This is a genomic window from Collinsella aerofaciens, from assembly GCF_039062365.1.
Classification (GTDB): domain Bacteria; phylum Actinomycetota; class Coriobacteriia; order Coriobacteriales; family Coriobacteriaceae; genus Collinsella.
The window spans coordinates 14,748-40,374 of sequence record NZ_JBCJBI010000017.1; the positions used below are offsets into that span (position 1 = coordinate 14,748).

A 25,627-nucleotide genomic window follows, 5' to 3' on the forward strand; every position below is an offset into this window, starting at 1 on the left:
CTGCGACTTGCGGGCATCTCGCTTTATCTAAATAACGTGGCTGAGAATCAACCGCTAATTGTTACCAGCCCAAGCATGGTCGGGTTTTCCAAGTGCCGCAGATTGCCGTGAAAGAGGAGCGACGCGTACTTTGGTACGCGAGCGACGGTTTGAACGGCAAGGTGCGGTGCTTGGGAAAGCCGCTTATCGATAGGAAACGCTCTGCTGGGAATCCTTCACGACTACGTCGTGGGCGCCGCCTTCGACGATCGAGGTCGAGCTCACCAGGGTCAGGCGTGCCTTTTCCTGGAGCTCGGGGATCGAGAGGGCACCGCAGTTGCACATCGTGGACTTGACCTTATAGAGCGTGCCGCCCACGCCGTCCTTGAGGGAACCGGCGTAGGGAACGTAGGAGTCGACGCCCTCGACGAAGCTGAGCTTCGCGGCGCCGCCCAGGTCGTAGCGCTGCCAGTTGCGAGCACGCGCAGAACCCTCGCCCCAGTACTCCTTCATGTACTGACCGTTCACGTTGACGCGCTCGGTCGGGCTCTCGTCAAAGCGGGCGAAGTAACGACCCAGCATCATAAAGTCTGCACCCATGGCAAGGGCGAGCGTCATGTGGTAATCGTAGACGATGCCGCCATCGGAGCACACGGGCACGTAGACGCCGGTCTCCTCGTAGTACTCGTCGCGAGCGCGGCAGACGTCGATCAGCGCGGTGGCCTGGCCACGGCCGATGCCCTTGGTCTCACGGGTGATGCAGATGGAGCCGCCGCCGATACCGACCTTGATGAAGTCGGCACCGCAGTCGGCCAGGAAGCGGAAGCCCTCGGCGTCGACGACGTTGCCGGCACCGACCTTGACGTCCTCGCCGTAGTTGGCGCGGATCCACTCGATGGTGCGCTTCTGCCACTCGCTGAAGCCCTCGGAAGAGTCGATGCACAGAACGTCGGCACCGGCCTCGATGAGCAGCGGCACGCGCTCGGCATAGTCGCGGGTGTTGATACCAGCGCCGACCATGTAGCGCTTGTCGTTATCGAGCAGCTCGTTGGGGTTGGTCTTGTGGCTGTCGTAGTCCTTGCGGAAGACGATGCCCATAAGGTGATCGTTGTCGTCGACGATCGGCAGGGCGTTGAGCTTGTTGTCCCAGATGACGTCGTTGGCAACCTTGAGGCTGATGTTCTTGTCGCCCACGATGAGCTGCTCACGCGGGGTCATGAACTCGGAGACCTTCGTCTGGTGGTCATCACGACTGGGGCGATAGTCACGGCTGGTGACGATGCCCAGGAGCTTACCCTTGGAAGTGCCGTCGTCGGTGACCGGCATGGTGGAGTGGCCGGTCTTCTCCTTAAGCTCGATGACCTGCTCCATGGTCATGTCGGGGGTCAGCGTGGAATCGGACTGAACGAAACCGGCCTTGTGATCCTTGACGGCCTTGACCATAGCGGCCTCGGACTCGGCGCTCTGGGAACCGTAAATGAAGGACAGGCCGCCCTCGGTAGCGAGCGCGACACCCATGTCGACGCCCGAGACGGACTGCATGATGGCGGAAACCATGGGGATGTTCAGGGTGATTGCCGGCTTCTCACCGCGCTTAAAGCGGGTTAGCGGCGTCTTAAGAGAGACGTTGTTGGGGATGCACTGCGAGGACGAGTAACCAGGGACCAGCAGATACTCCGAAAACGTGTGGGACTCACCGGGAAAGAACGTAGCCATGTTTCTCCTTTTTCCATGCGACCGGTCGGCTGCAGGCCTCGTAGGACCCAGCCCAACCTTGGGCGCCCAATACTGGGGAAGTATCTTAACGCACTTTGACTGCTACAATGCATGATTTAAGAAGAGCACACGAGGGTTTGACGCAGGCTTTGCGTTTGACCAGCAAACACTTTAGCGGGGAGACGTGGAGCATATGGAGTACAAGACGACGGCAAAGTTGGTCATTCAAGCGTGCGACAAAGATCTGCCGGGCGTGTTCGGCCACGGCTGCGTCTTACTGCTGCAGGGCATCGCCCGCGAGCACTCTCTCAACCGTGCCGCCAAGAGCATGGGCATGGCGTATTCCAAGGCCTGGCGCATCGTGAACGAGGCCGAAGGTCAGCTGGGCTGCAAACTCATCGAGCGCGACGGAGCCCGCGGATCCACGCTCACGCCCGCCGGAGAGCGAGCCATAGCGGTCTACGAGGAGCTGCAGACCGACATCAATGAAGTCATTGCCACCAAAGCCGACGCCCTCATCGCCAGCATCAAAGAGTAGCCAATTTAGGACGGGGCCTTTTTAGCTGGTCGGTCACCATAGATGATTATTCTGGGACGGGGATTAAAAAATCATTGTGTACCTAATGATTTTTTAATCCCCGTCCCAGAATAATCATCGAAGGGCGTTGTCTAGGGTGGCGGCCACGATCAAGGGGTCGTCGGTGCCGGCGAAGAGGCGAACGGTGCTCCCCTGCTTGCCGCGTGGAGCCGAAAGGCGCGTCGTTGCACCGCCGGCAGGCGATGTACGAAACTCTCCCGGTAAAGCGTCGAACAGCTCTCCCGCGCTACGCTCGATAAGGTCAAATTCAACTGCCGGACCAAAGCCGTGCTCGAGGATTCCCGTTGCAACCGCATGATCGGGATGCGAGCTCAGCCCAGGATAGCGCACGTTGCACACCATCTCGTTGGCGGCCAGATACTCGGCCAGCGCACGGGCGCGGTCGAAGTGTGCCTGCATGCGGGCATCGAGCGAGTCCAGCCCGCGCTTCAGCACACCGGCCTCGTCAGCAGTCAAATCAAGCCTGGCCAAGCCACAGCCCTCAAGCAGGGCATGCGCGCACTCGGCAGCGGCATCCACACGATGGCGCTTGAGTTGCGAGCGCGCCACCGAAGCGGCAACGAGCTTGCGCGGAGCTTTGCCGGCGCACACGCGATCGAGCGCCTCGAGCGACAGCACGGCACCCAAACGCAGCGGGTCGCACCCAAAGACACCAACCACGGTGTTATCCACCACGAGCAGCGCATGAGCCGCACGCGCTGCGGGGCCTAACGCGCGCAGGTCGGGCACACGCAGACCAAACCCGCCGATGGAGTTGACGAACCACCACAGGTGCGGCCCCTCGGCATCAAACGAAGCATCAAAGCCCTCGGATGCGGCGGCATACGCCTCGGCGGACGGCTCCCCCACCAGCACAACATCACAGCCATCAAAGCCGCACTCAAACGCATCGGCAAAGTCATCGGCAAACGCAACCAGGCGGTCACCGGGACGCACAATCCCCAGCTGAGACAGCGCCGCCGGCACATGCGGAGCAGCGACAAGAAACGCCTCACGCGCGCCGGCCCTTGCAGCCCAGGCCTCTTCTAGCTGTTGCACGTCCACACGGCACCGTCCCTTCAAAACAAAAACCCACGATGCGGGTGTTCCCCGCATCGTGGGCAACGGCTGCAGTATAGCGCCGATATGCGACGAAACGCCTAGATGTTGAGCGCGTGATAGTTCACGCTCGCACCCGGAGCGTCAACGGTCACGCCATAGGCCTCGGGATAGATGCGCGTCGAAAACACGAGCGCGCCATCATTCACAAACACCTCGACCGACGAGACATCGCCGACAATGCGCACGTTACGGACCTCGTCGATGGGCTCCCAGCGCACGGTACGGCCGCAGCCGGCAGAAGCGCGACCCTCATCGGTAAATCGCATCTCAAAGCGCGCGGGCAGCTCGCCATTGGCGGGCACAAACGCCAGCTTCAGCTCGCCATCAACGGTCGCGGTAAACGCGCCGTCGACACCGTCAACAACAACGTCAAAACAGGTATCGCCAGCAACCTCCAACGAGCCCTCCCCCACACGCACCGAGGCATAATGGTGCTCAATCTCGCGCGCCGGCCGCTGCAGCACCACGCCGTCGGCACCGGCTGAAAGCTCACGCGGCACCGTCATGCAGTGCTGCCAGCCGCACACCACAGTGGGGTCGTTGCCATAGGTCGGCTCATCGGGCATGCCCATCCAGCCGATCAAAATGTGGCGACCATCCTCGGACGTAAACTCCTGCGGAGCATAGAAGTCAAAACCGGCGTCCCACAGACGGAACTGTCCCAGCTCATAGGCGCCGTCACCACCGGTAATGTCGCCCGTTACAGGCATGTAGCCAGCAGCGTATACGTTGCCGCGGTCCCAACGGCCGCCCTCGAGCCCCTGGGGCGAGAAGGACAGCCACTTCGCCGGCACACCACCATCCGCCTCAAGCTCCAGATACCCCGGGCACTCCCACATAAAGCCAAAGCGCTCGGACGTAGAAACACGGCTCTCGAGCTCCCAACTCAGCATATCGGCCGAGCCATACACCAGGATCTCGCCCACATCGCGCCCGGCACCCTCGCCGTGCATGGCGCAAAATCGACTATCTACATGCGGCCCATCCACGCGACGACGCGCGCCCAGCACCATGTGATAACGCCCGTCCGCGTCACGCCACACCTTGGGATCGCGCACATGGCAGGTCAAATCCTCGGGATAATCCTCGGAAGCCAGCACCACGCGCTTTTGGCTAAACGTCTGTCCATCGGCGCTCTCGACATAAACAGTATCGGCGCGGCGGCCGGTATTGACGTAGTCGTACGTCCCGTCCGAATCGGAAAGCTTAACGTTGCCCGTATAAAGTACGCGAATGCGACCGTCCTCGGCAAGCGCGGAGCCCGAATACACGCCGTGGCAATCGAACGGCTCGTCGGGCAGCAGCGGGGCGCCAACGTAGTCCCACGTCATAAGATCGCGACTCGTCGCATGGCCCCAGGCCTTAACGCCGCCCTCGACATCAAACGGCGCATACTGAAAATAGGCATGGAACACGCCACCCGCCTGGCAAAGACCGTTGGGGTCGTTGAGCCAACCCGCCGGCGGCATAATATGGAAGCGTTGGCCATACGCGCCATGACCGCACTCAGAGGCGGCGGCGTCAACAGCGGCGACCAGCTTTGCAAGGTCGCGACCAAGTGCATTAGACATATCAAAGTCCTAACGGATCGAAAGTTACAAGGCACAAGAGATCGGCACCAGATACGGGAAACGCCCGCGAGCATACGACCCGCGGGCATCCCCTCAATCAAAAGCTCTTAGGCCTGCTCGGAAGCCTTGGGCTCGTCCTTGTACAGGACAAACGAGACGGCAAAGGAAACCAGCGCGGCGACCGCAAACATGATCGCGTACTGCACGGGTTGGGCCAGGCACAGCAGGATACCGAAGATACCGGTAACGCCCGTGCCGGAGGCAGCCAGCGAAGTGAGCGCGCAGACCAGGGCACCGCAACCGCCGCCGATGCAGCCGGCGATGAAGGGCTTAAAGAAGCGCAGGTTCACACCAAAGATGGCAGGCTCGGTAATGCCCATGAAGGCGGACAGGGCCGAAGGAAGCGCCAGACCCTTGATCTTGGCATCGCGGGTCTTAAAGGCAACGGCGAGTGCGGCGCCACCCTGAGCGATGTTGGCAGCACTGGCGATGGGCAGCCAGTAGGTCACGCCGTACTGGGCAAGCTGGCCCAGGTCGATGGCGGTGTACATCTGGTGGATACCGGTAACGACCGTGGGGGCATAGAACAGGCCGACGATAAAGGAACCGATGCCGAAGGGCAGGGTCAGAAGGGCCTGAATCAGACCGAGGATGGCGTTCTCGGCCCAGACAAAGATGGGGCCGACGGCAACGAGAGTCACGAGCACGGTCACGAACACCGAGACAAGCGGAGTCACAAAGAGATCGAACATCTCGGGAACGATCTTGTGCAGGCGCTTCTCGAGGAAGGCGAGAATGGCACAGGCGATGACGATGGGGATCACATGACCCTGATAGCCGACCCACTCAAAGCTGTACACGCCGGGGATGACGTTGACCATGGTCTGCACGCCCTCGGAGGCAACCGTATAGGCGCTCTGCAGCGAGGAGTTGATGAATGCACCACCGACGACGGCGCCCAGGTACGGGTTGGCGCCAAAGGCCTTAGCCGCGGAGTAACCGATCAGGATCTGCAGAATGCCAAAGGACGTGCCCGAGACCAGGTCGGCAATCTTATAAATAAAGTTATTGGTGTCGAGCGCGATAAAGCCGTTGGAGGCCATAAAGTTGAGGGCGCTCATAATGCCCAGCAGCAGGCCCGAAGCCACGATGGCGGGGATGATGGGGACAAAGACGTCGCCGAGCACCTTAATGGCACGCATAAAGATGTTCTGCTGCTGCGCCGCTGCCTCCTTGACCTCGGCCTTGGTGGCAGCCTCGACGCCGCTGAGCGCAATGAACTCGTCGTAGACCTTGTTGACGGTGCCAGTGCCAAAAATAATCTGGAGCTGGCCTTGGGCCTCAAAGACGCCCTTGGCGCCGTCGATATTCTCGAGGGCCTCCTTGTCGACCTTGGCGTTATCGGCAATCACAAGGCGCAGACGCGTGGCGCAGTGTGCGGCCGAAACAACGTTGCCGGCGCCACCGATGTTGTCGAGCACCTCTTGGGCTGATTTGCGGTAGTCCATGACTTCCCTTTCCTCCAACGGGCGCATCTGCGCCCGGCCATCTTTGACACTTACACTGTAATCGTTTTCAGTCTCATATGTCTGTAATCGTTTTCACAGTAGGGTGAACGGTAGGAATAGGCCGGCGAATGGTAGTTTTGCGGCAAGATATGAGGGGTCGGAGACACACAGAAATGCCCAAAGCCTAGACATTCATGAGCTGATGCCCAAGCTTGAGCGTCCGCAGGCCGCCCTCCCCCTCCACGCCGTCAAGCGCGTCAAGCAACATATTGGTCGCCTCGACGCCACTGGTCAGGTAGCCATAGTGCACGGTGGGAATGCCGCCCGTCAGCGCGCTCAAAAACGCGTTGTCGCCAAAACCGCTCACGCGGTGTATGCCCTCGCCCATGCCGCGAACTTCATCGATGGCACGCAGTGCGCCCGCCGCCATGGTGTCGGTCGCGCAGGCGATAAACGAAACATCGGGAGCGGCAGAAAGCAGTTCACGCGCCGCACCATAGCCCGAGTCGAGCGTAAACGAGCCCAGACGAATCAAGGCGGCATCGAGCGGGTTACCCGCGGCGCGCAATCCGGCCTCAAAACCGCGACGGCGATCATAACCGGCCGCGCGGTCCTCTTCGGTAACCCCAATGTAGGCAATCTTGCCGTCCACGCGACCCGCAAGCGCACGGCCCAGCTCAAAGGCAGCCTCGTAATCGTCGTGATAGACGCACGCCGCACCCTCGACATGTTGGCCGATCAACACAATGGGCACACGGCACGACTCAATCGCGCGACGGTGCTCGTCGGTGATCATGGTTGCCACCAGCACAATGCCATCGACCGGGTGGTTTTGGAATAAATCGAGGTACTCGAGCTCGCGATCGGGGGCGTTATCGGTATTGGCAAGCAGCATCTGGTAGCCACGGCGACCGAGCACCTGGCCAATACCGGCGGTAATGCGGCTCACGGATTCCGAGTTGATCTTGGGTACGATGACGCCGATGAGCTTGGTGGAGCCGGTGCGCAGCGCACGAGCCTGACTAGAACGCACGTATCCGGTCAGCTCAATCGCCTGCTTAATGCGCTCGGCCTTGTCCGCCGATATGTACCCACCATTGAGGTAGCGCGAGACGGCGGCGCTCGAAACGCCGGCCAGCTCGGCCACATCTTTCATCTTTACCACGAGAGCCCCTGTCGTTGAAATCGCTTTCACCATAATACCCAACCCATGCCAGCAAATTGAGCAAATGAGACGGGCCCATGGATCATTTCAACCGCCCAGGTCGAGCAAACGTCAGCGAGCGGGCAGCTGCCGTGACGAGGTGCCGCGAAAGAGGAGCGAAGCGTACTTTATGTACGCGAGCGACGGTTTGAGCGGCAGATCGCCCGGCAGATGTCCGCGCAGCGTCGAGCGGTCCGGCGTTTGTTAAAACGCCGGAACATAGTTAGCCGTGGTATTCACCGTTGTACTGGATGAGCGTCAGGTCCTCCACGCCGTCGAGCGCGCGGATGGCGTCGGCATAGGGCATATCCACGCCGTCCGAGAACACTTCGACGGCCATCTCGACTTTGTCGCCGCGCATAGTCTTAGACTTGACGGTAAACTTGGTGCGCCCAAATGCACGCACGATATCATCACCGGTAGTCTGGCCCGTGTAGTGGATGACCATCATGTACACGCGCGCCTTGTCCTGGTGGCTCGCAAAGCCGGCGATCATCGCAACGATCACCACCGCCGTAAGCCCCACGAGCGCATACATGCCGGCGCCTGCCGTAATGCCCGTGGTAATGGCCCAAAACAGATACAACAGGTCGAGCGGATCCTTGACCGCCGTACGATAACGAACGATGGACAGAGCACCGACCATACCGAGCGAGATGACCACGTTCGTCGAGATCGCGAGCGTGACCATGCAGGTGAGCACGCACATGCCCACGAGCGTCACGGCAAAGCTTCGCGAGTACACCACGCCGGTAAAAAAGCGCTTGTACACGTAATAGATCAGGATGCCCATGGCGAGTGCCACGAGCAGCGACAGGCCGATCTTGGCAGGGTCGACCTGACCAAACGCCTCCAAGACGGAGTTCTTAAAAAAGTCCCTGGTGCTCATGGTCTAAATATCCCCTCGGTTCTCAAAATCCGATTCCCAGTAGTTAAAGCCGCGCAAGTAGGCGGTCTTTTCGTAACACAGGCAGTACTTGGAGACCGCCGTGAGCTCGGCCGCGCCCGGCGGTACCATATCGCGCACCAACTGCGGGCAAAACTCCGTAAACTTGACCTCCATCACCAGCTTGCCGGGCTCCAGGACCGGCAGCGCGGGCAGCGTCGCGTCAAAGATATCGAAGCTTCCCACCGCGGCACGAACGTTCATGTCAAACGTAATGCGCACGGTGCCCTCATCCATCACCCACGGCTCGCGCTCGTAGTCCACGATTGTCCGCGGGCGCATCATGTTGCAGATGCACTCGATGTAGAACTCACGGCAGAGTTGGTGGGGGCTCCGCAGCAAAAAGTCGTAGTCGCCGGCTAGGATCTGCTCAAACTCGTCGCGCGTGAGCGGCGCGTCCTCCTTGTAGATCCAGCTGCCGTACTTCTTTTTGCGCTCGAGCTTAATCACCTTGTCGCTGCCGTTATAGATGCGCACGCGATACTTTTTGCGCATGAGGATACCGGCGTCTTTTTTCCTCGTAGGCCGAGTTACAGTAGTCGTCAAAGTACAGGCTGCGAATGGTGTAACCGCCCGCCTGCGCATGCTTATCCAGCTTAAAGACAGGCGCCATGCGGCAGGCAAGCGCGGCGTGCTCACCCTCGTTAATGAGGTACTTGAGCTCATGGCGATAACGCTCCTGCGTGGTGCGCACGGGAGGTGCCGCCAGGCGCTCGAGAAGCGCGCTAGCCCTCCTCATACGTGTCCTCCACGACCCTACCGCCGTCTTGCACGTAAAAACACTTCATGCCGTACTGTTTGCCGCCGTCGGTCACATAGTAGTCAAACGCATCTTGCGTATAGCCGTCGGAGTTGGTGGCGCGTACGCGCACAAAATACTGGCCGGCATCGGACGCATCGCACGTTACCTCCGGCAGCAGCACATCCTCGGCCTTAAAGACCACGTCGCTTATGGCATAGTCGCGCGCAAGCTCCACGGTATAGCGAATATCGCGCGCCTTAAAGTCGTAGGACGCATCCCAGTTGATGCGCAGCTTACCGTTATCGATCTGCGGCACGCCAATGTAGAACGGCATGGGCTTCTTATAGCTCTCGCGAAAGCTCTTATAGTTCTCCTCGATCTCAGAAGGAATCGCCGCGGCAATCTGCTCGTATTCGTCCTTCGTCACGGGCAGATTCTCCAGGTCGGGCGCAGCAAAGACGAGCGGCTCCGTGACCTCGCGATAATGCTCGACCATCTTGCTCAGACGCTCTTCGGTCAAATACGAGCGCAGGTCCTTGACGGCGCTATCGAGTTCGCTGCGGAACGACTTGCTGCGCAACGCGCGGTTAAACAGCACGTTGCCCCAGTAGTTGCTCACGCCGCGCTCCCAGCTCGCATAATCCGAGAATCCCGTCAGGCTCAACTCGAGCTTGCGCAGCATGCCGTCGTTATCCCAATCCAGGATGTACCAGACCTTGGAGTTAAGCGGGCTGTACAGATAGCAGTTACGGTTCTGCGTGTCGCAATTGCCCGTCAAGATCTGAAACGCCATCCAATAGACCAGGTTCTCGGTATCGAAGTAGGTGTCGAGCACGTTATCGATCTTTTGCGATTCGTCGTTGAGCGCATCGAGCATCTCGATCAACTTGGTATGGTCCGAATCGCCCTTAATCTCGAGCATGCCCTCAAACGCCGTCTGGTTATAGTCGGGGTCATCGGTGAGCTTAATGGTGTCCTCAAAGCGATGGAAATCGAAGCTGTTCACCTTATAGAGATGCCCGCTCTTATCCAGACCGTGGGCCTTGAGCGCCGTCTTGTTGAGCTGCTCGACCTGCGTAAACAGTCCGTAGTCCTCAAAGGTGTCGTTAGATTTTTCGGTCTGGTCGCACACCCATAAGTGCACAAACTGCGTGCGCAGGCCCATCATCTGGGGAATGCCACGAATCAGATCGTAGGCCATCTTGTTACGAAAGCGCATGCCCTCGCCCATGTGCTTGTTAAGCGCAATCGCACGCTGCTGGCGCCACGTGCCCTTGCCCTTTTTGAGCTCCACCTTGTAGTTCTTTTGCGTATAGGTACTCGACGTCTGACCGCGCACCTGCACCGTGGCGTTGGGTGCCTCCTCGCCATAGCCCACCTCGCCAGCAACGGGGCCTTTATCATCGCCTGGCTGCAGCAGGCCCATAACCTGATAGCGTGTCACGCCCATGTCGGCATAGTCGTAGACCGAGTAGGTATTGATCTCGGTCCAGCTATGATCGGTGTTCTCGGAGCTATTGCCGCGCGAGACCGTCAGGTACATGCATACGATGCCCGAGTCGTCGTAAACCTCGTACAGCTCATCCTTGTCGCGAAGATGCTTGGTCTCGCTAGACGCATCGGCCTTTTTAATCTTGTCCTGCTTCTTGGTCTTTTTTGTCGAGGATTCGTCCTGCGAAGAGCAGCCCGAAAGCAGCAATGTGCCGGCAGCCGCCTCGATCAAGCGGCGACGCGATATCATCCTATCGGTCATCAGGACCTCCCCAACGATTGCGAAACACGCGAACAACCGCGCGCTCAAACGCACCATGCGGCTCGCCCTCTAGACGCAGCTCCTCGTAACGCTGTTCGGCACGGTCGAGCAAGCAGCCCAGCTCCGTAAAGCGACCCGTCTTGTCGGTCGCCACGATGGGCTGCTGACTCAGGATACGATACGGCAAGTTGGCGGTATAGGTATCGAGCCGCATGAGCGCCACAACAAAAAACACCGCCGCGCCGAGCAAAAAGCCAAAGCCATAAAACTGCTGCGGAAAGAACAGCGAGACGATGGTCGCCAGCCCCGCCACGTCCGCGAACAGCCCGGAGGCAAGCACGGCGCCCTTGTAGTCGGTAAAGTACAGCAAGATGAGCATCACCGTATTGCCCACGGCATACAGGCCATAGCCCACGCACAGCGTACGAAAATACCCGTGCATCAGGTTGTTAAAGCCCAGTGGCAGGGCCGAGAGCACCGTAGTCTCGAGCGAGATGACCGCTGCCGTCACAAATAGCTGCTTGAGCGCGCAAAACCGCAGCTCCCGGTTGAGCGTGGCGAGCATTTCCTCCTCGGCCACCACAATGTCGCCCACCACGCCGCCGTCGTTAAACAGGCTGTAGTAGTCGCGGTAGCGCGGATAGAAGTTGACCTCGACCGACACTACAAAGTTGACGGTCGTGACAAGGATCGTCAAAAACGCGATGAGCGCCGGCACATCGTGGTAGGGTGCGCCATAAAACAAGCCCTTGACCTGCACGCCAATGGGACCGGCCCAAATAATTACCAGATGTGCAAAGAGTCCCAGGTTGGTAAATAGGCCCGTGAGTGCCAGCGGCATAAACTGGTCGAGCCAGCGCAAAAAGAGCCAGGGACTGCGATCGCTCTGAGGAAAATACCGGTACAGCAGCACCACATCCCAGGCGAGCATCACACCGTAGCCCAGGGCGATCGAGGCCAGCAGGCCCTCGACGGGCGGCAGCCCCAGCGCCAGCGCGGCCAGGGCGCACAGACACGCCACGCCAATGGCGGCCGCAAAGCTGCACAGAATGCCGCGGTAATCCTTGATGGCCGTGAGATAGCTCATGCCGTTCCAGTTGACGATCATAATGTTGAACAGCCACAGGCACAGCAGCCCCTGCAGCAGCGTGGAGCCCGAGAACAGCAAAAAGACGCCGTAGAGCACCGTGCCCACAACGAGCATGATGGCGTTGGAACCCCAAAACGAGGGCAAGACCTCTTCTTCGCGCTCGGCAAACAGCATGTCCGCCAAAAAGCGTGTTACCGGCATGGAGAAAAAGCTCGTGAGCGTGAGCGAGGCCAGCAGTGTATAGGTCACCATGCACACCAGCAAGTCCTGGTTGGCGCGACCCACGCCCCACAGACCGCACAGCACCAAAATGCCCACCTGAAGCAGCACGCCCAGCAGCATGGGGCCCGTGCACACAATGCCGGCGTAGCCATAGGCGCGCATCGTGGCAAACAGACCTTTGCGCCTAAACAGGCGTTTGAGCTCAAAACCGATTCCGGCCACCGGCTACTCCCCCTCTCTGGGCAGGTTAAACGCACACGCCGTCTCGTCGTACAGCGCGCGATAGTTGGCGAGCATCTGCTCGTGCAAAAAGTATGTGGCAACGCGACGCTGGCCGCGCTCCCCCATCTCAATGCGACGAGCGCGGCTTGTGCACATGCGTTCCATGGCATCGGCCAAGCCCTTGCGATACATAGGCGGCGTCACAAAACCCGCCACGCCAAAGTCGTCGCCCGGGGCGCCTTCGAGAAGCTCGCGGCAGCAGCCCACCTCGGTCGTCACGCAGGGACGGCACGCTGCAAGCGACTCCAGCACGCTGAGCGGCTGGCCCTCGGAGATGCTCGTCAAAATGGTAAAGTCGAGCTTTTCCATGTACTCGACCACGTTGACGCGGCCGGTAAAGATCAGGTCGTGCACGCCCAGGGTTTCGACCAGCGCGTGGCACTCGGCGCCGTACTCTTCGTCGTCCACGCCGCCCATAATGTGCAGGCGCACGCGGGGCAGGCGCTCGTGCAGCTCAAAGAAGGCATAGATCATAGTCTTGACGTCCTTGATGGGCGCCAAGCGCACCACCGCGCCAATGTCCACCCAGCCGTCATCGGGCTTTAAGGGAATATCCTTAAAGCGGTCGAACTGGATGCCGTTGGGGATAACCAGGCATTTGTCCGCATCGCAGCCCATATAGACCTGCGTCTTGCGGGCGTTATGGAACAAACTCGTCACGCGGAAGGCGCGGCGGTAGATTTCCTCCGAAAGCAGGTAGAAAAAGCGGATCCAGCGGTCCTTGAACGACGGCACCACCCAATCGGCGCGAATGATCTCTTCCTCGCGCTCGCGGGTGTAGATGCCATGCTCGGTCAACAGCACCGGCGCATGGTGAACGCTTGAGCCCAGGCAGGCGAGCAGACCACCGTAGCCGGTCGAGATGGCATGGTACACATCGGCCACCGGCACCTCGCTGCCCAACAGATAGAGCACGGGCAGCAGCATAGAGCGCATGGTGTGGAATGCGTCGGCAAAGGGCGTGTAGGGGTACTCCGTCAGGCACACGTCGCGGAAGATGTCCATAAACGTTCGGCTCTGCAAAAACGAGAGCGGATGCACGCGACGGCGCTGGAAGATATCGAACAGCACATCCCAGTCCGGATTGGAGAGCGACACCAGGCGGCGCAGCGCCTCGCGCTCGCGGTCGTCAAAACTGGCTTCGTGCTGCTCGCCCGAAAGCCGCAGAGCATCGTCCAGAAACACCTCGTGCACCTCGACCACGTTGCCGGGCAGCTCGTAGACAAACTTGCCGCGGTCGGCAGCATGCGCGCCGATCACCCACAGAACAAACTCGTGCTCGGGCATGGCCGTAATGTAGCCGTGCATCCAGGTGGACACGCCGCCGTGCACATAGGGGTAGCAACCCTCAAGTACCAAGCAGATTCTCATTTGTCGCCACCCTCCTTGCGTTCGATCGTCACGGTCATATCATTTGCCTTAAGCAGATACAGATTGCCCGTAAGGTGCGTCAGTTCGCCACCCGTCACCGCACCCGGCTCGCCGTTGTTGGCGCGGAACATGAGCCACGCCTCGTCGTGGAAATTGCCCAGGCTGAGCGTCCAGGCATCCGCGCTGGTATCCACGCTCACCGTCACGGACGAAAAGCGCTGGATGGCACCGGAGCATTCCGACGCCGTCTGGTGCCGCAGGTCGGGCGCAGACTTGGTAAGCCACTCCAGGTAGTCGGTCAGGCCGCCCTTGTAGACCTCCCAGCCTTGCCTGGCGCCGCGATCGGGATCCAGCAGGTCGTCCGGATGCATAAAATGCGTACTCACGTAGTGCATGTTGAGCTCGGACACGGCAGCCAGGCGCATATAGGAATCGTCGACCATGCCGCCCGAAACAATACGTGGCTGCTCCACAATGCCATCGCTCGCCACGCCAAACTCCTGTACGTACGGCAGGTCGGTGCCGTCCTCAAAATACGTGCTGGCGATGGTCTTAATGCGCGGAACGTCGGTGCCGATAAGCTTGCGCGCTCGGACCGAAAGGATATTCGACGGCGGTACGTAAACCGAGCCATGAGCGTTGGGCAGGACCTCGTCCTGAAACGCGATAAGTTCGTTGAGCGAAGCGACGAGCGTCTCTTTGTTCTTCCAGGTCTTGTAGACGTACAGCGTGCCGTAGTCGGTGTCCCAGAGCGCGAGCGGCTGATGGTTGTAGCCGTGAAAGCCCAGCTCGCCGCCCATCTGCAGCAGCATGCCGCCAAAATATCGAAACTGCGTGGTATCGGGTTGGCGCGCGGGCTCGGTCTGGTTGACCGCGTCCTCGTAGTTTTCGATCATCACGCCGGTATAGCGAATGCCGTATTTTTGCGCGAGCTTTTGCAGATCGGGCCACCAGACCTTGGTGTAAAAATCCGCAATGGAAAGGCCGTAGTCACGCTTGATATAAGTACCATCACCCGAGGGCACGGGGCTAGGAAAGTCGTCCAAATAGAACACGGCGCTGTTGATGACCGGATAGGCCGTGGCATCACCCAGTAAGCTGATCGCCGCGGCGTAAAAACCGCGCATGACCTTGTCATAGATACCGATATTGCACACCACGGTGCGCCCGCTACCGCAGTCATTAGACCAAATGAGTGGGGCGCCCGCATCGCCAGTCTTAGCCCACTCACGCGCCGTCTCGCGCAGCGATACCGAAAGCGACGAATCAAAGGGGTCCGAGAGCTCGTAGCGCTCTCCCCCGCCCAGCATAAAGTCCTCACTCGGCACAATGCTTTCGGCTTTTACATAGTCATATCCGGCCGATTCAATGCCAAGCTTGGAGGCAATCACTTGCAGATAGCTCGAGTTATCCGGCGGCATGGCGAGCATAAGCGAACCGCCGGCACTCACCCAACTCATAATGTCGCTTAGGTGCGTACCGAGCCCATCGAGCGACGGCATGAGCAAAATCACGCGATCGAAGGAGGTCAGTGAGGGAATGGCATCCGCACCATCCAGGGCAAGGTCCACGTCGCGGTGCGCGATCTTCATGTCAAGCAGGATCTGGTCGAACTGTTCCTTTACGTCCTCGACGCCAGCTTGATCGGAATCGGAAATGACCAGGCACGTGGGCTTTTGGCCAAAGATTGCCGAGGAGGCCGGCACCGCATCGTTGGCGGCGAGCATCCCCAGCTTATGCTGGCCCGCACTGTACTGCACGCCGGCACGCTCCACCAGCAGCACGACGGCCATGACGATAAAAACAGCCCACACCACGAGGAGTCCCATCCAACGAAAGCGGCCTGCTCGGTCGCGGATATGTTGCGCCACGCTCATCTGGCCTCCTCCCCGTCGCGCCAAAACGCCAACTTTTCGCGGTTGTCGGCGCTTAAATACACATGTTGCTTGTCAATCGCATCGATCACACGGTTGACTTCGTCACCGTCGCGGCGCATCACGGCCAGGCGCAGGCAAAGCATCCAAACCTCCTGCTCGTCGGGCACGTCGAGCACCAGCTGGTCGGTCACGGCCTGCGCCTCGTCGATCTGTCCGACATCGGCCAGCGCCGTCGCGTATCGAATGCGCAGCTCAAGGGTATCCTCGCGCTCGCAGCGACGCGCAAGCAGGAGCGCGTACTGTTGGCGCTGAATCTGAGCCACGCGCCCCTCAGCCAAGCCCGAGCCCAAGTATTCACCAAGAAAATCGCAGTATTCGTTGAGGTTTTGAGCGCTCGGGTCCGTCTTAAAGGCACGCTCCAGCTGCTGCAGCTTAAGGTCGGACTCCTTGGAGATCTGCGCCACCGCCGTCGCGGCATAGTGCGCCACCTCAACGTCGTCGTTAAGCTTAGCCGCCTGCAACTGCGCTAGGTACGCGTCGGGCTCCTCGGTGAGCATGGAGAGCATTAGGCGGCGCCGGTATGCCGGGTCGTTGACGATGAGCGCCTCCTCGAGCGGCACTACGCCTGCATCGTCCTCACCACTCGGTACCGACATACTGCGATGCAGATCATCGTTGAAGCGCAGCGACTCCAGCGCAGACTCTTTCAGCCCCTCACCAAACACCGCGCTTCGGACCGATAGCAGAACCACCAGCAACGGGCCCCACAGCGGCACCAGCACTATCACAGCCAGCATGTGTCCGCGCACCGGCAGCAGGCCCAGCTTCATGAGCGTCCACAGCATCAGGCAAACCAGCGCATGAATCAGCAGCAAGACGGCAGCAACGACAAGCGAGATCAAGCGGCACCCCCCTCACCGTCACCGGTGTAAGAGATGTGCTGCAGCAACGCCACGATGTCCTCGCCGTCGACGGGCTCCACCGCAATATGCTTTGCGCTCAGGCGCTCGCGGATAATGGGCAGATCGCACGCCTTTGCCTGACGCATAAGCAGGTAGAGCACGTCGCCGTCGACCAAGCCCGCCGCGTCGCTCTCGCGGATTGCCGACCCAATTGCGCCCACCAGATCGCCGACAGGCTCCATACCCGGTACCACGCGCAGGAGCAAAAAACTCCCCATCTTGCTATCTGCCAGCGCCTGCTCCGCCGCGAGCTCTTGGCCAAAGGCAGCCTGCTTGAGCACGCAAGTGCCGTCAACGCAGCGTTTATCCTGCGCCACCGCCTCATAATCAAAGGCACGGCCCAGCGCACTTTCGACCAGGCCGCACAAGATGCGGAACAGGTTTTGATAATAGAGGGTCATTTGGTTTTCGGCTGCACTACGCACAAAGATCAACACGGCGGGTGCCCCGTCGCGCTCGATCGTGTATCCAAACATGGGAAGCCCCGGCGTCAGCTCGCGGTTCACCCACAGGTTCGAACGACCCCCGTCGCCCAAAAGAGATGCAAGCTGCTCAAGCGTGAGCGAGCGTGCGGCATCTTCGGCAATCGCGGGACTTGCTGCCACCAGGCGCGCAAATGCCCCGCCCGAAACATGGTAGATCGCCACCGAATCGTTCTCGAGGATCTCGCCCAGAAGCTCGCAGCACTTGCGATAGATGTCGCGCGGGTTGAGCACGTCGAGCTCCTGCGTCACGGCAAAGATCTTGCCAAAGCTGTCGTGGCGACCCACGATCTGGCGCCTGTACGCGCGCTTATCCTCGATCGCGTCGTGGTAGAGCTGCGTAAGGAACGTATTGCGGTTGCGCACGAGCTCGTTTTGATCGCGCTCCGCCCTGATGGCTTCGCTGTTGCGCAGCTGCACATAGCCGCACACGGCACCCACCACAAAGTACGCAATAAACGGCAGCCAGTTGGACGGCTCGTAGAACAGGCCCTGGAAGGTATAGCCGTACTGAGTAAAGTAGCTCGCGGCCAAACCCACCGACGCCAGCAGCGCCGCAACCAGGCCAAAGTCCAAGCCATACAGCGTGCCGATCAGCACCACGTAGAGTAGGCGATAATCGAGCACGTTGAGCTGGGCCGATAGGGAGAACAGATGCTCAAGCACCTCGAACAGGACCCAGGCGGCTGCCGTCTCCAGGCATTTAATAGGCAGCGTGCGCATTTGGATGCGGTCGATGGCGGCGCGCAAGGGGTTGACCTTCTTTGCGCGACCAGCATCCCAACGCGTTTGAATGGTCGAAAGATCGCGCAGCAAGTCGTAGCGCTGAAACCAGCCATAGTGCACGCGAGCGACGTCGCTGGCGGGCAGGGTGTAGCCGGCGGAATCGCCATAGGCAACTGAGAGCCCTGGGAACAGTGCCTTGAGGGCCTCGCCCACCTCGCCCGCCGTATGATGGAAGGTATCGGCTACGTCGAGCGTCTCAAAGTTACCATTCCAGCTGTCGAAGATACGGCGTACCAGCACCGAAAGCTCCTCGGCACACAGCAGGGGAAACGCGGCATCCTGCGCGCCCTGCAGAGCGGCCGATCCGGTTGAGCATGCGTCGAACATCGGCACCAAAAACGGGTCCTCCAGCGCGGCAGACGCGGTATACAGGAACGGCACGCGCAGGATCTTGGTCTGAACGCCCTCGCGAGCAGCGTAGTAGCGGCACAGGTCGTTGGCTGCGTGCGCGATAATGCCCTTGCCCGTTCGCCCCGCGGCATCGGCGGCACCCTCGGCACCCGCGGGCCCCGCTACATACAGTAGTTGGACCCGGCGACCCGCGCACGTACGAAAGACCGAGCGCAGTAGCTCGATATCGCCCACGGTATCGGTATGCGGGGTAAGGTAATTAGACAGGTAGACCACGCGGTCGAACTCGTAGGCCTGGTCCAAGTGCTGAAGCAGCTCTTTCCACGAGGCATGGGGCGACGACTCATCGCGGCGCGTGTCCTGCGCGGCTACGACCTGCACATGGTCCCCGGGGAACGCCTTGGCACAAAAGTCATCGTCAACATATGCGGTGTTGCCAACAACCAGCACCTCCATGGCGTACTCCTCCCCTAAAAACCACTTTTGTCATAGTCAAACATGCGTATTTTACGCTGTCAACGCGAGCTGGGGCGCCTTTAAGGCTGTTTTAAGAACTTTTTTAAAGGATGTGGGGACATCGAGAGCGCTAAATGAGCGCCCAATCCGGAAGTGCGGTGAAAATCCGAGAACTGCCGACCAAGCCCCTATTTAGACTTCCGCGACCTGCGATTTTGTTACCTAAAATCGGGCTATGCTCGGCGAGTTTCGATTTTTCCCCGCACTTCCGAAAATAAAAGGCGGAGGGAGTTCTTTAGAGCAAACGAATACCCAAGCCCCTCTTAATCGCCTTGTTCCAAACGTCGTTAAGCCTCTTGGGCCAATTTGCGATAAAGAAAATGCAGGTGCAACAAGCACAAAATGAACCGTTCTGCAAACGACCAATCTCCTTGAGCAAAAGTTCAGAATGGTCGACGCCGGCCACAGCCGCAGCCAAGTCAGCCACAGACTCGTTTGCATTTTGCGTCACCTGCTCACTGGTTAGCAAAAGCGACCTCAGGGCATGGACGGCAATAATGCAAGCAAATGTAAAACCATCAATACGCCCAATATCTGCAAGCGAATCTCCCCTCCTGGCAACCCAGTCCTTATAAGATCGCTGACCAAAAATCACATCTGAAGGAACAAGGGCATCATCCAGAGAGCGATACTTCAGGGGATCAAAATCACGATATGCTTCAACCGATGGATAGCTTAGATATAGTTGACCCATATCAGTACTATCGCAGTAATAGTCTTGCATTAGCTCAAGCCGCTTAAAATCGTGCCGATTGTCTTGAGGATCTAAGTCAAATATGAGCAAGGTGTCAGTAAAACTGGATTCGAGAAGCTCTGTCGCATCATCTTTATCCGGAAGAAGCTCGGCAACAAAGGACCTAAGATCAACGGCCTCAAAATCGCAACCGTATTCTTGAAAGAGCTTGTCTAGAAAGTCATGAACATTAATCTCGACATGAACAATTTGATGATCATCTGCGAGGCTAAAAGTATCAAACATGCGCTCCATCAGCTGAGGCTCGCGTTTAGCACCTTCGACAATGAGCAGGACGTTCTTTACGGACGCATTGTTCATGACTAGTCAAACTCTCCGGCACGGAGGAGCTTCTCAATGTTGTTGCCAAGCCTCAACTCGCGATCGGTGGAATCGGCCAAAGTACGAATGCCCCCTTTTGCAGAGATTTGATAAACGCAGTCAGGCCTCATTACGCCATTCTTAACAAGCGAGGTATTGTGGGTCGAGCACAGTATCTGACACGATGCCTTTGAAGCAAAGAACTTCAAAAGGCTCTCTGCCATCTCAAAGTGACAAAAAGCGTCAAACTCATCTATGAACAAAAAACTGGCCGACTCGTTAAGCTCAAGCTCAGAGAACAACTTAACCAGGGTTCTTGTACCGCTAGAACATGCCTCGACAAACGGGATGCATCGAATAGGGTGATTGAAATACAGAACAGGCGAGCCGTCGGACTCTTTAATAACGATCAGAGACTCATCGACTCCAAAATTGCGAATAAATGACTCGAATTCCGCAACTTTGTTCTCGCGTATGATCTTGTCGATTACCCTTCTTGTTTCAAACCCTTTTAATCGAAAAAAGTCCATGCGAATCAGCCTCATGCGCGAGACAAATCGTCGCAACTCCGCCAAGACACCTAAAACATTAGTTGGAAGACTGCTCGTTATATATGAAAGAAGGCTCAACGAAGTATCGGAGAATTCAAAATTGATCCCAGCAGCACCGATTCGTTCAAGATGGTTCTCTTCGAAAACGCCGCGTGCGTTATTGAAATCGAAAATGAGACTCTCATCAATCGATAGGCTCTCATGAAGCCAAGTAGTCGGAGAAGTCTTCTCATAGCTGTAATTGATTTCGCGACCGTCAAATTCAAAGACATAAGTGAACTGTGCCGCGCCTCGCCCACAATCAGCATTCAAAAACAGACGAGCATCCTGGTCAGAATAATCGAATGCCTCTGGAAAGCCGAACGTAATGTCGAATAAAGCTGAACCGAAATTCGATTTACCAGACGCATTTCTGCCGATCAGAAGCGCGGTTTTCACGGTTCCGTTTTTAACGTTATTTTCTGCAAACTGGTAATCACGAGAAGCTGCAAAATTAAATGAAACCGGAGTCGAAAAATTCCTATAGCCCTCAACAGTAAAACACTTAAGCATTAGACTCTCCTATCTCTTGCCGTAATTATATTACGGCAAGAGATAGGAGAGTCTCATCAAATACTCCATTACGAGAAAAGTAATGTGAGCAGAGTCCATGCGGACCATGAATACCCGCTACGAAAGCCGCTGGAAAACAGCCCTTAACCGCAAAAACCGCCTTTCGGCGGTTTCCACGGACCAAGCCGGACGTACCGTCGCAAGGCCTCATCACAGCTGGAACAGTAAGGAAAAGCCCAGTCCCAGTCAATCCTTTACCGACAAACCGTAGCGAATTAAGGCTGAGCAACAACGCATCAGTAAAGTTACATGCTGGCAGAAAAACACCCGCAATTTCGCCTTTTCCCAACTGGGATATAAGTTTTGATAGGCCGAGTCTTACATGCAAACAAAAAGAGGGCCGACGCATCAACCCTCTTCAGGTGTCGCCCGAAGGCTTCCACCGCAATTGACTTTATTCTAGTTGATATCCTTAGCTTGTCTACAGGCGCGTCTTTCAACGGAGACCTCAAGGTCGAGACGTCATAAAAATAGGGGATGCCCTCCATTGGGAAGGAACCCCCTTACAAAACTTTGGCCTTAGCAAGCAGGCTTCTGTTTTTCATTGTGTGCCTATGATAGCCCAAGCGATGCTTTCGAACCCCCACAGGCTAAATCTCCCGAACGACGAGCCTGCCCTCCAGCATGAGCTTGTGTGCGAGGTTGTTGCTACGTCCAGCAATACCGAGCGAACTGCCATAGTAATCAAGGAGGGCAAGTACCTTGGCCACCTCTGACTCGCGAACACCCTTGGCGTAGTTTGAGTATAGGAAGACCAGGCTGGTATGCCCGTTATACAAATCCACCGTGCTAAAAATGGACTCAAAGTACGAATAATCGGCTCGCGAGAGCGAATGGCCAAAAAAGATAATCGAAGATGTCTTAAGACCATCCCCTCCCCTTTGCGAAGGATAAGCAATCGAGCCACTTGGAACCCCTCGAGCAGACTTCAACACACGATATGTCTTGGTGAACGGGAGGATATCCCGATTATCCAAATTACCGGAACCGTCGATTCCAAAAATGCTTTCACCATCAAGCATGCCGTGGATATTGACAAGATCGGCATCCCCAAACCGCTGTTTAAGCCACCGATATGGAGACGTGTAGTTAAAGTTGAGAACAGTCACCGCATCATCGGGCATACCATCGGCCACCACGGTATGCTCAATCAGCTTACGCATTAAGTTGTCCGAACAATCTGAATAGCCATCTTTGCGGGCAACCTCATCTTAGAGATAGCAATTAAAGTAGTGTTCCATACGCTCGAGTTCTGACATGAGGATGGAAGATAACCGCCCCTCGGGATCCTCAAGGACCCGAGGGAATACAGAAGCGAGGTAATGCCCAACACGTTCGGTCCAAGGATTGGGCCTGTGCCCCAAAAGTTGAGACCCCTCTCTGAATAAATCGAAATATGCCTCTGAGACATCCGAGTCTTCAGAAGCTTCAATGCCCAGCTCAGAAAGAACCCCTTGATCGCCATAGTCGATGCCGTCTCTGAGCCGTTCAATTTCGTCGACCCGATTCTCGATGTAGTCACTTGCATCGAGATCGTTCGCTTCATTTGCTAGATAAAAGTAGTCCTGCAAAGAACCGAACGAGACGGCATAGTCGGAAATCATTACGCCCTCATCGTCGATGCCGTCCTCGGGCAGGTTGATGCCAAACACATTGGCAATAGACGTCTCGACATCGCAGCAATTCACATTGAAGGCTCTTGCCTCCATGTCCTTTCGACTTCTAAGAATTAGATCCCAAGCAGTCAGGCCCCTCGCTTTGATGGCTTCATAATCGTAAGCGCCCCCTTCCGAAACAAGAGAGCCAATAACCCTCATCCGAGGCTCAAAGAAATCTTTAAATGAAGACGCCAAGCCACAGGAAAGATCGAAGCCATTGCCAATCACTATAAGGTGGTGATTGCGGCATCTCTTCCCATCGCCCTCACCGGTAAGCCTGATATCTTCTGCACTCACATTAGTCCTTAATACACCGTTTAAACTCATTCTCAGTCAGATAACGCTCAGGCATCCAGACCATTCTGATGTAATTAACGAATTTATGTCCGCCAACCTTGGCGTAATAAGCCCCCCACAATAAGCAGAATGAAGAAAGACGGCCATCCAAAAGAACAGCCGCCTCTCCGCAGGACGCAGGCCCGTAGGTTGACTACGTCAGTACCGCTGGCCCTACTCTAATGCCCGGGTCCCAAAGGGCCAATTCAAGACAGCAAGTCAGCATGTAACATCTTTCATGAACCCCACGCCCTAGCAAACCTGATCGAACTCGACTATCCAACCAGATACGGCCCAATCACATCGAATATTTCGCCCACTCTGGTTGCAGGATTTTGCGCAGACGGTTTAATGTTACCCAGCTCCCCATGGTACGTATCGAGGCGCCCAGCACGCTGAAGTGCCTCGCCCCGTTTATCGTCCACCGCTTCGAACAGCCCGTCCAAGTTCTTGCGGTACTCGATGCCCAGACTTTTCGACATCTCCTGAGCGAGGGAATGCTGGCAGTCAGATGCAGACATGTGCGCAGTCGTGTAGCGAAAGTGCAGAAGCGGCCACAGTTCAAAGCAGGGGTTCGACCACAACGCGTGGAAGGTCCTCGATCCATCGGAGAGCTCGGTGCATTTGCGCTCCATCGCGTCAAAGTCGGACGCAGGGAAGTCATCCTTGTCATACACGAGCCACACATGGTCGAACGTCTCGGGCGCATAGCAGCAGTGTTCGACGGCGAAGTCAAGCAGATCAAGCGTGTGTTTGCCGGTTCCCTTAACGACAATGGCAACCTTACGCTCGTTCGCCGCGCCTAACGCCGCACGCACACCCTCAAAGTAGCGAGGCTCGGTCTCCTTGCCCTCGCTCACTACGAGATGACGCGTCATCTGGACCATGCGCGAGCGGACCTCTCGCTTGCCGCTGCGCCAGTTCTTCGACTTCTTCGCCGCCATGTTAATCCCACTCCTCAATTCGAGTGAGGTACGGGTCGGCACCATAACGGCCGGATAGATACTGCTTGTCGAAGGCCGCATTCCTGCTGACCAGGTTGCCGTTTGCCTCGTGGATATCGGCAAGCGACCACAGCTGGCTCGCCTCCCCCTCGCCGCGCGCTGCAAACCATATCTCGTCGCGGCGGAACACGTCATTTCGCATGGTTGACACATCCTGGGACGAGAAGATGAGCTGCGCACCACTCTTGTTGACCTCAGGATCCTTAAACAGCAGGATCACATAACGAAGGAGCTTCGGGTGCAGTTTGGCATCGAGCTCGTCTATCACAACGGTAGCACCGCGATTGAAAGCTATCAGCAAAAAAGCCGCCAGCCCCAAGAGTTTCTGAGTGCCGGCCGACTCCTCGGGCAAGCGCAGCTCATAGTGCTTGCCACCCACGTTATGCCTCACGAACACGCGTCGATTACGGCCCTCCGAGGCCTTCTCAACCCTGAAACCATCGATACGCACGTCAACAGCGCTAAGAAAACGCGTGATCTCAGGCGAGTCAGCCTCATCGAGTATCTGCTCAAGCGCCCGCTCCAAAAACGAGCAGTTATAGTTCAAGAACACCCCGTTAAGAAACCAGCTGGCAGCTTCCTTGACCACCGGGGCATCGAAGTTGATACAGAGAAATGACAGGTACGGAAGACTCGGATTAAAAGATGCGGCTGTCGCGAGCTTACGCAGTGTGGGGCCAAGTTTAATCTCAACGCCCTCGCGCTCGAACAGCATCGCCGAGCGTGACGCCCCTAGCTTACGTCGCCATAGGCCCTCATACACAATTTCATCCGCATGCACGGACAGGGCATAGCGATACTCATGATTGCCTGCGCGGTAATAGAGCTCGAACTCAGTAGGTTCAGAAACAGACACGTCATCAAACTCAAACGCTGAACATCGAGGCATCAAGGGACACTCCTCATCGAGTCCCCCATCACGGGCAGACAACATCCTGACCGGTCTAGCCACTGCCGAACGAACGTAATCGAGAGCCTCTAGAAGGTTGGACTTGCCACCTGCATTGGGCCCGTAAACCGCAGCCACCGGTAAGAAGCTCTGCCCGTCGGGACACGCGATGAGAGAGCGCTCAAACTCCTTCATCGAAGTCGCCTGCATGGAAAGCTCCGCCTCGTCGCGATAGGATCTATAATTCCTGAAGGTGAACTGGCAAAGCATCGTCCTCAACATTCCTTTCATTATTTTGAAAAGATATTTCAGTTTTTTTCTTTGATTATAGACTTTAAGTTTAGTCAATCAAGAGTTTACTGAACTTAGAATAGAGGAATACAGGTAATCCTTGATTATCAACTTTATCCGAACACCTCCCACATTCATCCGCACATGTGCGGATGAATGTGGGAACCCGATACCC

Annotated in this window: 21 protein-coding genes; 1 reads left to right on the forward strand and 20 read right to left on the reverse strand. The window is 57.4% G+C overall.

Annotation, left to right across the window (positions count from 1 at the left end; all coding sequences use genetic code 11):
* Nucleotides 1–183: 183 nt before the first annotated feature.
* On the reverse strand, nucleotides 184–1,695 hold the full coding sequence (locus ABCN01_RS08320; RefSeq protein WP_342996838.1) for an IMP dehydrogenase: 1,512 nt from the start codon (nucleotides 1,693–1,695) through the stop codon (nucleotides 184–186).
* 193 nt (nucleotides 1,696–1,888) lie between these two features.
* On the opposite strand from ABCN01_RS08320, the gene ABCN01_RS08325 reads away from it, so the two are divergent.
* A complete protein-coding gene (locus ABCN01_RS08325; RefSeq protein WP_342996837.1) occupies nucleotides 1,889–2,233 on the forward strand; it encodes a winged helix-turn-helix domain-containing protein in 345 nt (114 codons plus the stop codon).
* Between the two features lie 114 nt (nucleotides 2,234–2,347).
* On the opposite strand, the gene ABCN01_RS08330 is transcribed toward ABCN01_RS08325, so the two are convergent.
* The 19 genes from ABCN01_RS08330 to ABCN01_RS08420 form a co-directional block, all read right to left on the reverse strand.
* The gene (locus tag ABCN01_RS08330; protein WP_342996836.1) at nucleotides 2,348–3,337 is read right to left on the reverse strand and encodes a PLP-dependent transferase; all 990 of its coding nucleotides are present in this window, start codon (nucleotides 3,335–3,337) and stop codon (nucleotides 2,348–2,350) included.
* Nucleotides 3,338–3,432: 95 nt separating this feature from the next.
* A complete protein-coding gene (locus ABCN01_RS08335) occupies nucleotides 3,433–4,965 on the reverse strand; it encodes a glycoside hydrolase family 32 protein (protein ID WP_342996835.1) in 1,533 nt (510 codons plus the stop codon).
* Between the two features lie 107 nt (nucleotides 4,966–5,072).
* Nucleotides 5,073–6,473, reverse strand: coding sequence for a PTS transporter subunit EIIC (locus ABCN01_RS08340; protein WP_342996834.1), 1,401 nt, complete (start codon nucleotides 6,471–6,473; stop codon nucleotides 5,073–5,075).
* Nucleotides 6,474–6,657: 184 nt separating this feature from the next.
* Complete coding sequence (locus ABCN01_RS08345; protein ID WP_342996846.1) at nucleotides 6,658–7,629, reverse strand: LacI family DNA-binding transcriptional regulator; 972 nt, start codon at nucleotides 7,627–7,629, stop codon at nucleotides 6,658–6,660.
* A 271-nt stretch (nucleotides 7,630–7,900) separates the two neighbouring features.
* Nucleotides 7,901–8,566, reverse strand: a complete 666-nt coding sequence (locus ABCN01_RS08350) for a DUF4956 domain-containing protein (protein ID WP_195568033.1) — start codon at nucleotides 8,564–8,566, stop codon at nucleotides 7,901–7,903.
* A 3-nt stretch (nucleotides 8,567–8,569) separates the two neighbouring features.
* A complete protein-coding gene (locus tag ABCN01_RS08355) occupies nucleotides 8,570–9,118 on the reverse strand; it encodes a polyphosphate polymerase domain-containing protein (protein WP_342996833.1) in 549 nt (182 codons plus the stop codon).
* A complete protein-coding gene (locus tag ABCN01_RS08360; RefSeq protein WP_342996832.1) occupies nucleotides 9,087–9,362 on the reverse strand; it encodes a VTC domain-containing protein in 276 nt (91 codons plus the stop codon). The genes ABCN01_RS08355 and ABCN01_RS08360 overlap by 32 nt, the downstream gene beginning before the upstream one ends.
* Nucleotides 9,349–11,118, reverse strand: coding sequence for a CotH kinase family protein (locus tag ABCN01_RS08365; RefSeq protein ID WP_342996831.1), 1,770 nt, complete (start codon nucleotides 11,116–11,118; stop codon nucleotides 9,349–9,351). Before ABCN01_RS08365 ends, ABCN01_RS08360 begins: the two co-directional genes overlap by 14 nt.
* On the reverse strand, nucleotides 11,108–12,652 hold the full coding sequence (gene pelG / locus ABCN01_RS08370; protein ID WP_342996830.1) for an exopolysaccharide Pel transporter PelG: 1,545 nt from the start codon (nucleotides 12,650–12,652) through the stop codon (nucleotides 11,108–11,110). The genes ABCN01_RS08365 and pelG overlap by 11 nt, the downstream gene beginning before the upstream one ends.
* Nucleotides 12,653–12,655: 3 nt before the next feature.
* Entirely contained in the window at nucleotides 12,656–14,083 is a 1,428-nt protein-coding gene (gene pelF / locus ABCN01_RS08375) for a GT4 family glycosyltransferase PelF (protein WP_342996829.1), read from the reverse strand.
* A complete protein-coding gene (locus ABCN01_RS08380; RefSeq protein WP_342996828.1) occupies nucleotides 14,080–15,960 on the reverse strand; it encodes a DUF2194 domain-containing protein in 1,881 nt (626 codons plus the stop codon). Before ABCN01_RS08380 ends, pelF begins: the two co-directional genes overlap by 4 nt.
* The gene (locus ABCN01_RS08385) at nucleotides 15,957–16,862 is read right to left on the reverse strand and encodes a tetratricopeptide repeat protein (protein WP_342996827.1); all 906 of its coding nucleotides are present in this window, start codon (nucleotides 16,860–16,862) and stop codon (nucleotides 15,957–15,959) included. Before ABCN01_RS08385 ends, ABCN01_RS08380 begins: the two co-directional genes overlap by 4 nt.
* Entirely contained in the window at nucleotides 16,859–18,997 is a 2,139-nt protein-coding gene (locus tag ABCN01_RS08390; protein WP_342996826.1) for a DUF4118 domain-containing protein, read from the reverse strand. Before ABCN01_RS08390 ends, ABCN01_RS08385 begins: the two co-directional genes overlap by 4 nt.
* 295 nt (nucleotides 18,998–19,292) lie before the next feature.
* Nucleotides 19,293–20,111 (reverse strand): hypothetical protein, encoded by an 819-nt coding sequence (locus ABCN01_RS08395; RefSeq protein WP_342996825.1) that lies wholly within the window; start codon nucleotides 20,109–20,111, stop codon nucleotides 19,293–19,295.
* Nucleotides 20,112–20,113: 2 nt separating this feature from the next.
* Entirely contained in the window at nucleotides 20,114–21,214 is a 1,101-nt protein-coding gene (locus ABCN01_RS08400) for an AAA family ATPase (protein WP_342996824.1), read from the reverse strand.
* Between the two features lie 650 nt (nucleotides 21,215–21,864).
* Nucleotides 21,865–22,437 carry an AbiH family protein gene (locus tag ABCN01_RS08405; RefSeq protein ID WP_342996823.1) on the reverse strand — a complete coding sequence of 191 codons (573 nt, stop codon included), beginning with the start codon at nucleotides 22,435–22,437 and terminating at the stop codon, nucleotides 21,865–21,867.
* A 48-nt stretch (nucleotides 22,438–22,485) separates the two neighbouring features.
* The gene (locus tag ABCN01_RS08410; RefSeq protein ID WP_342996822.1) at nucleotides 22,486–23,229 is read right to left on the reverse strand and encodes a hypothetical protein; all 744 of its coding nucleotides are present in this window, start codon (nucleotides 23,227–23,229) and stop codon (nucleotides 22,486–22,488) included.
* A 314-nt stretch (nucleotides 23,230–23,543) separates the two neighbouring features.
* Entirely contained in the window at nucleotides 23,544–24,212 is a 669-nt protein-coding gene (locus ABCN01_RS08415; RefSeq protein WP_342996821.1) for an RloB family protein, read from the reverse strand.
* A gap of 1 nt (nucleotide 24,213) precedes the next feature.
* On the reverse strand, nucleotides 24,214–25,371 hold the full coding sequence (locus ABCN01_RS08420) for an AAA family ATPase (protein WP_343014251.1): 1,158 nt from the start codon (nucleotides 25,369–25,371) through the stop codon (nucleotides 24,214–24,216).
* Nucleotides 25,372–25,627: the final 256 nt, after the last annotated feature.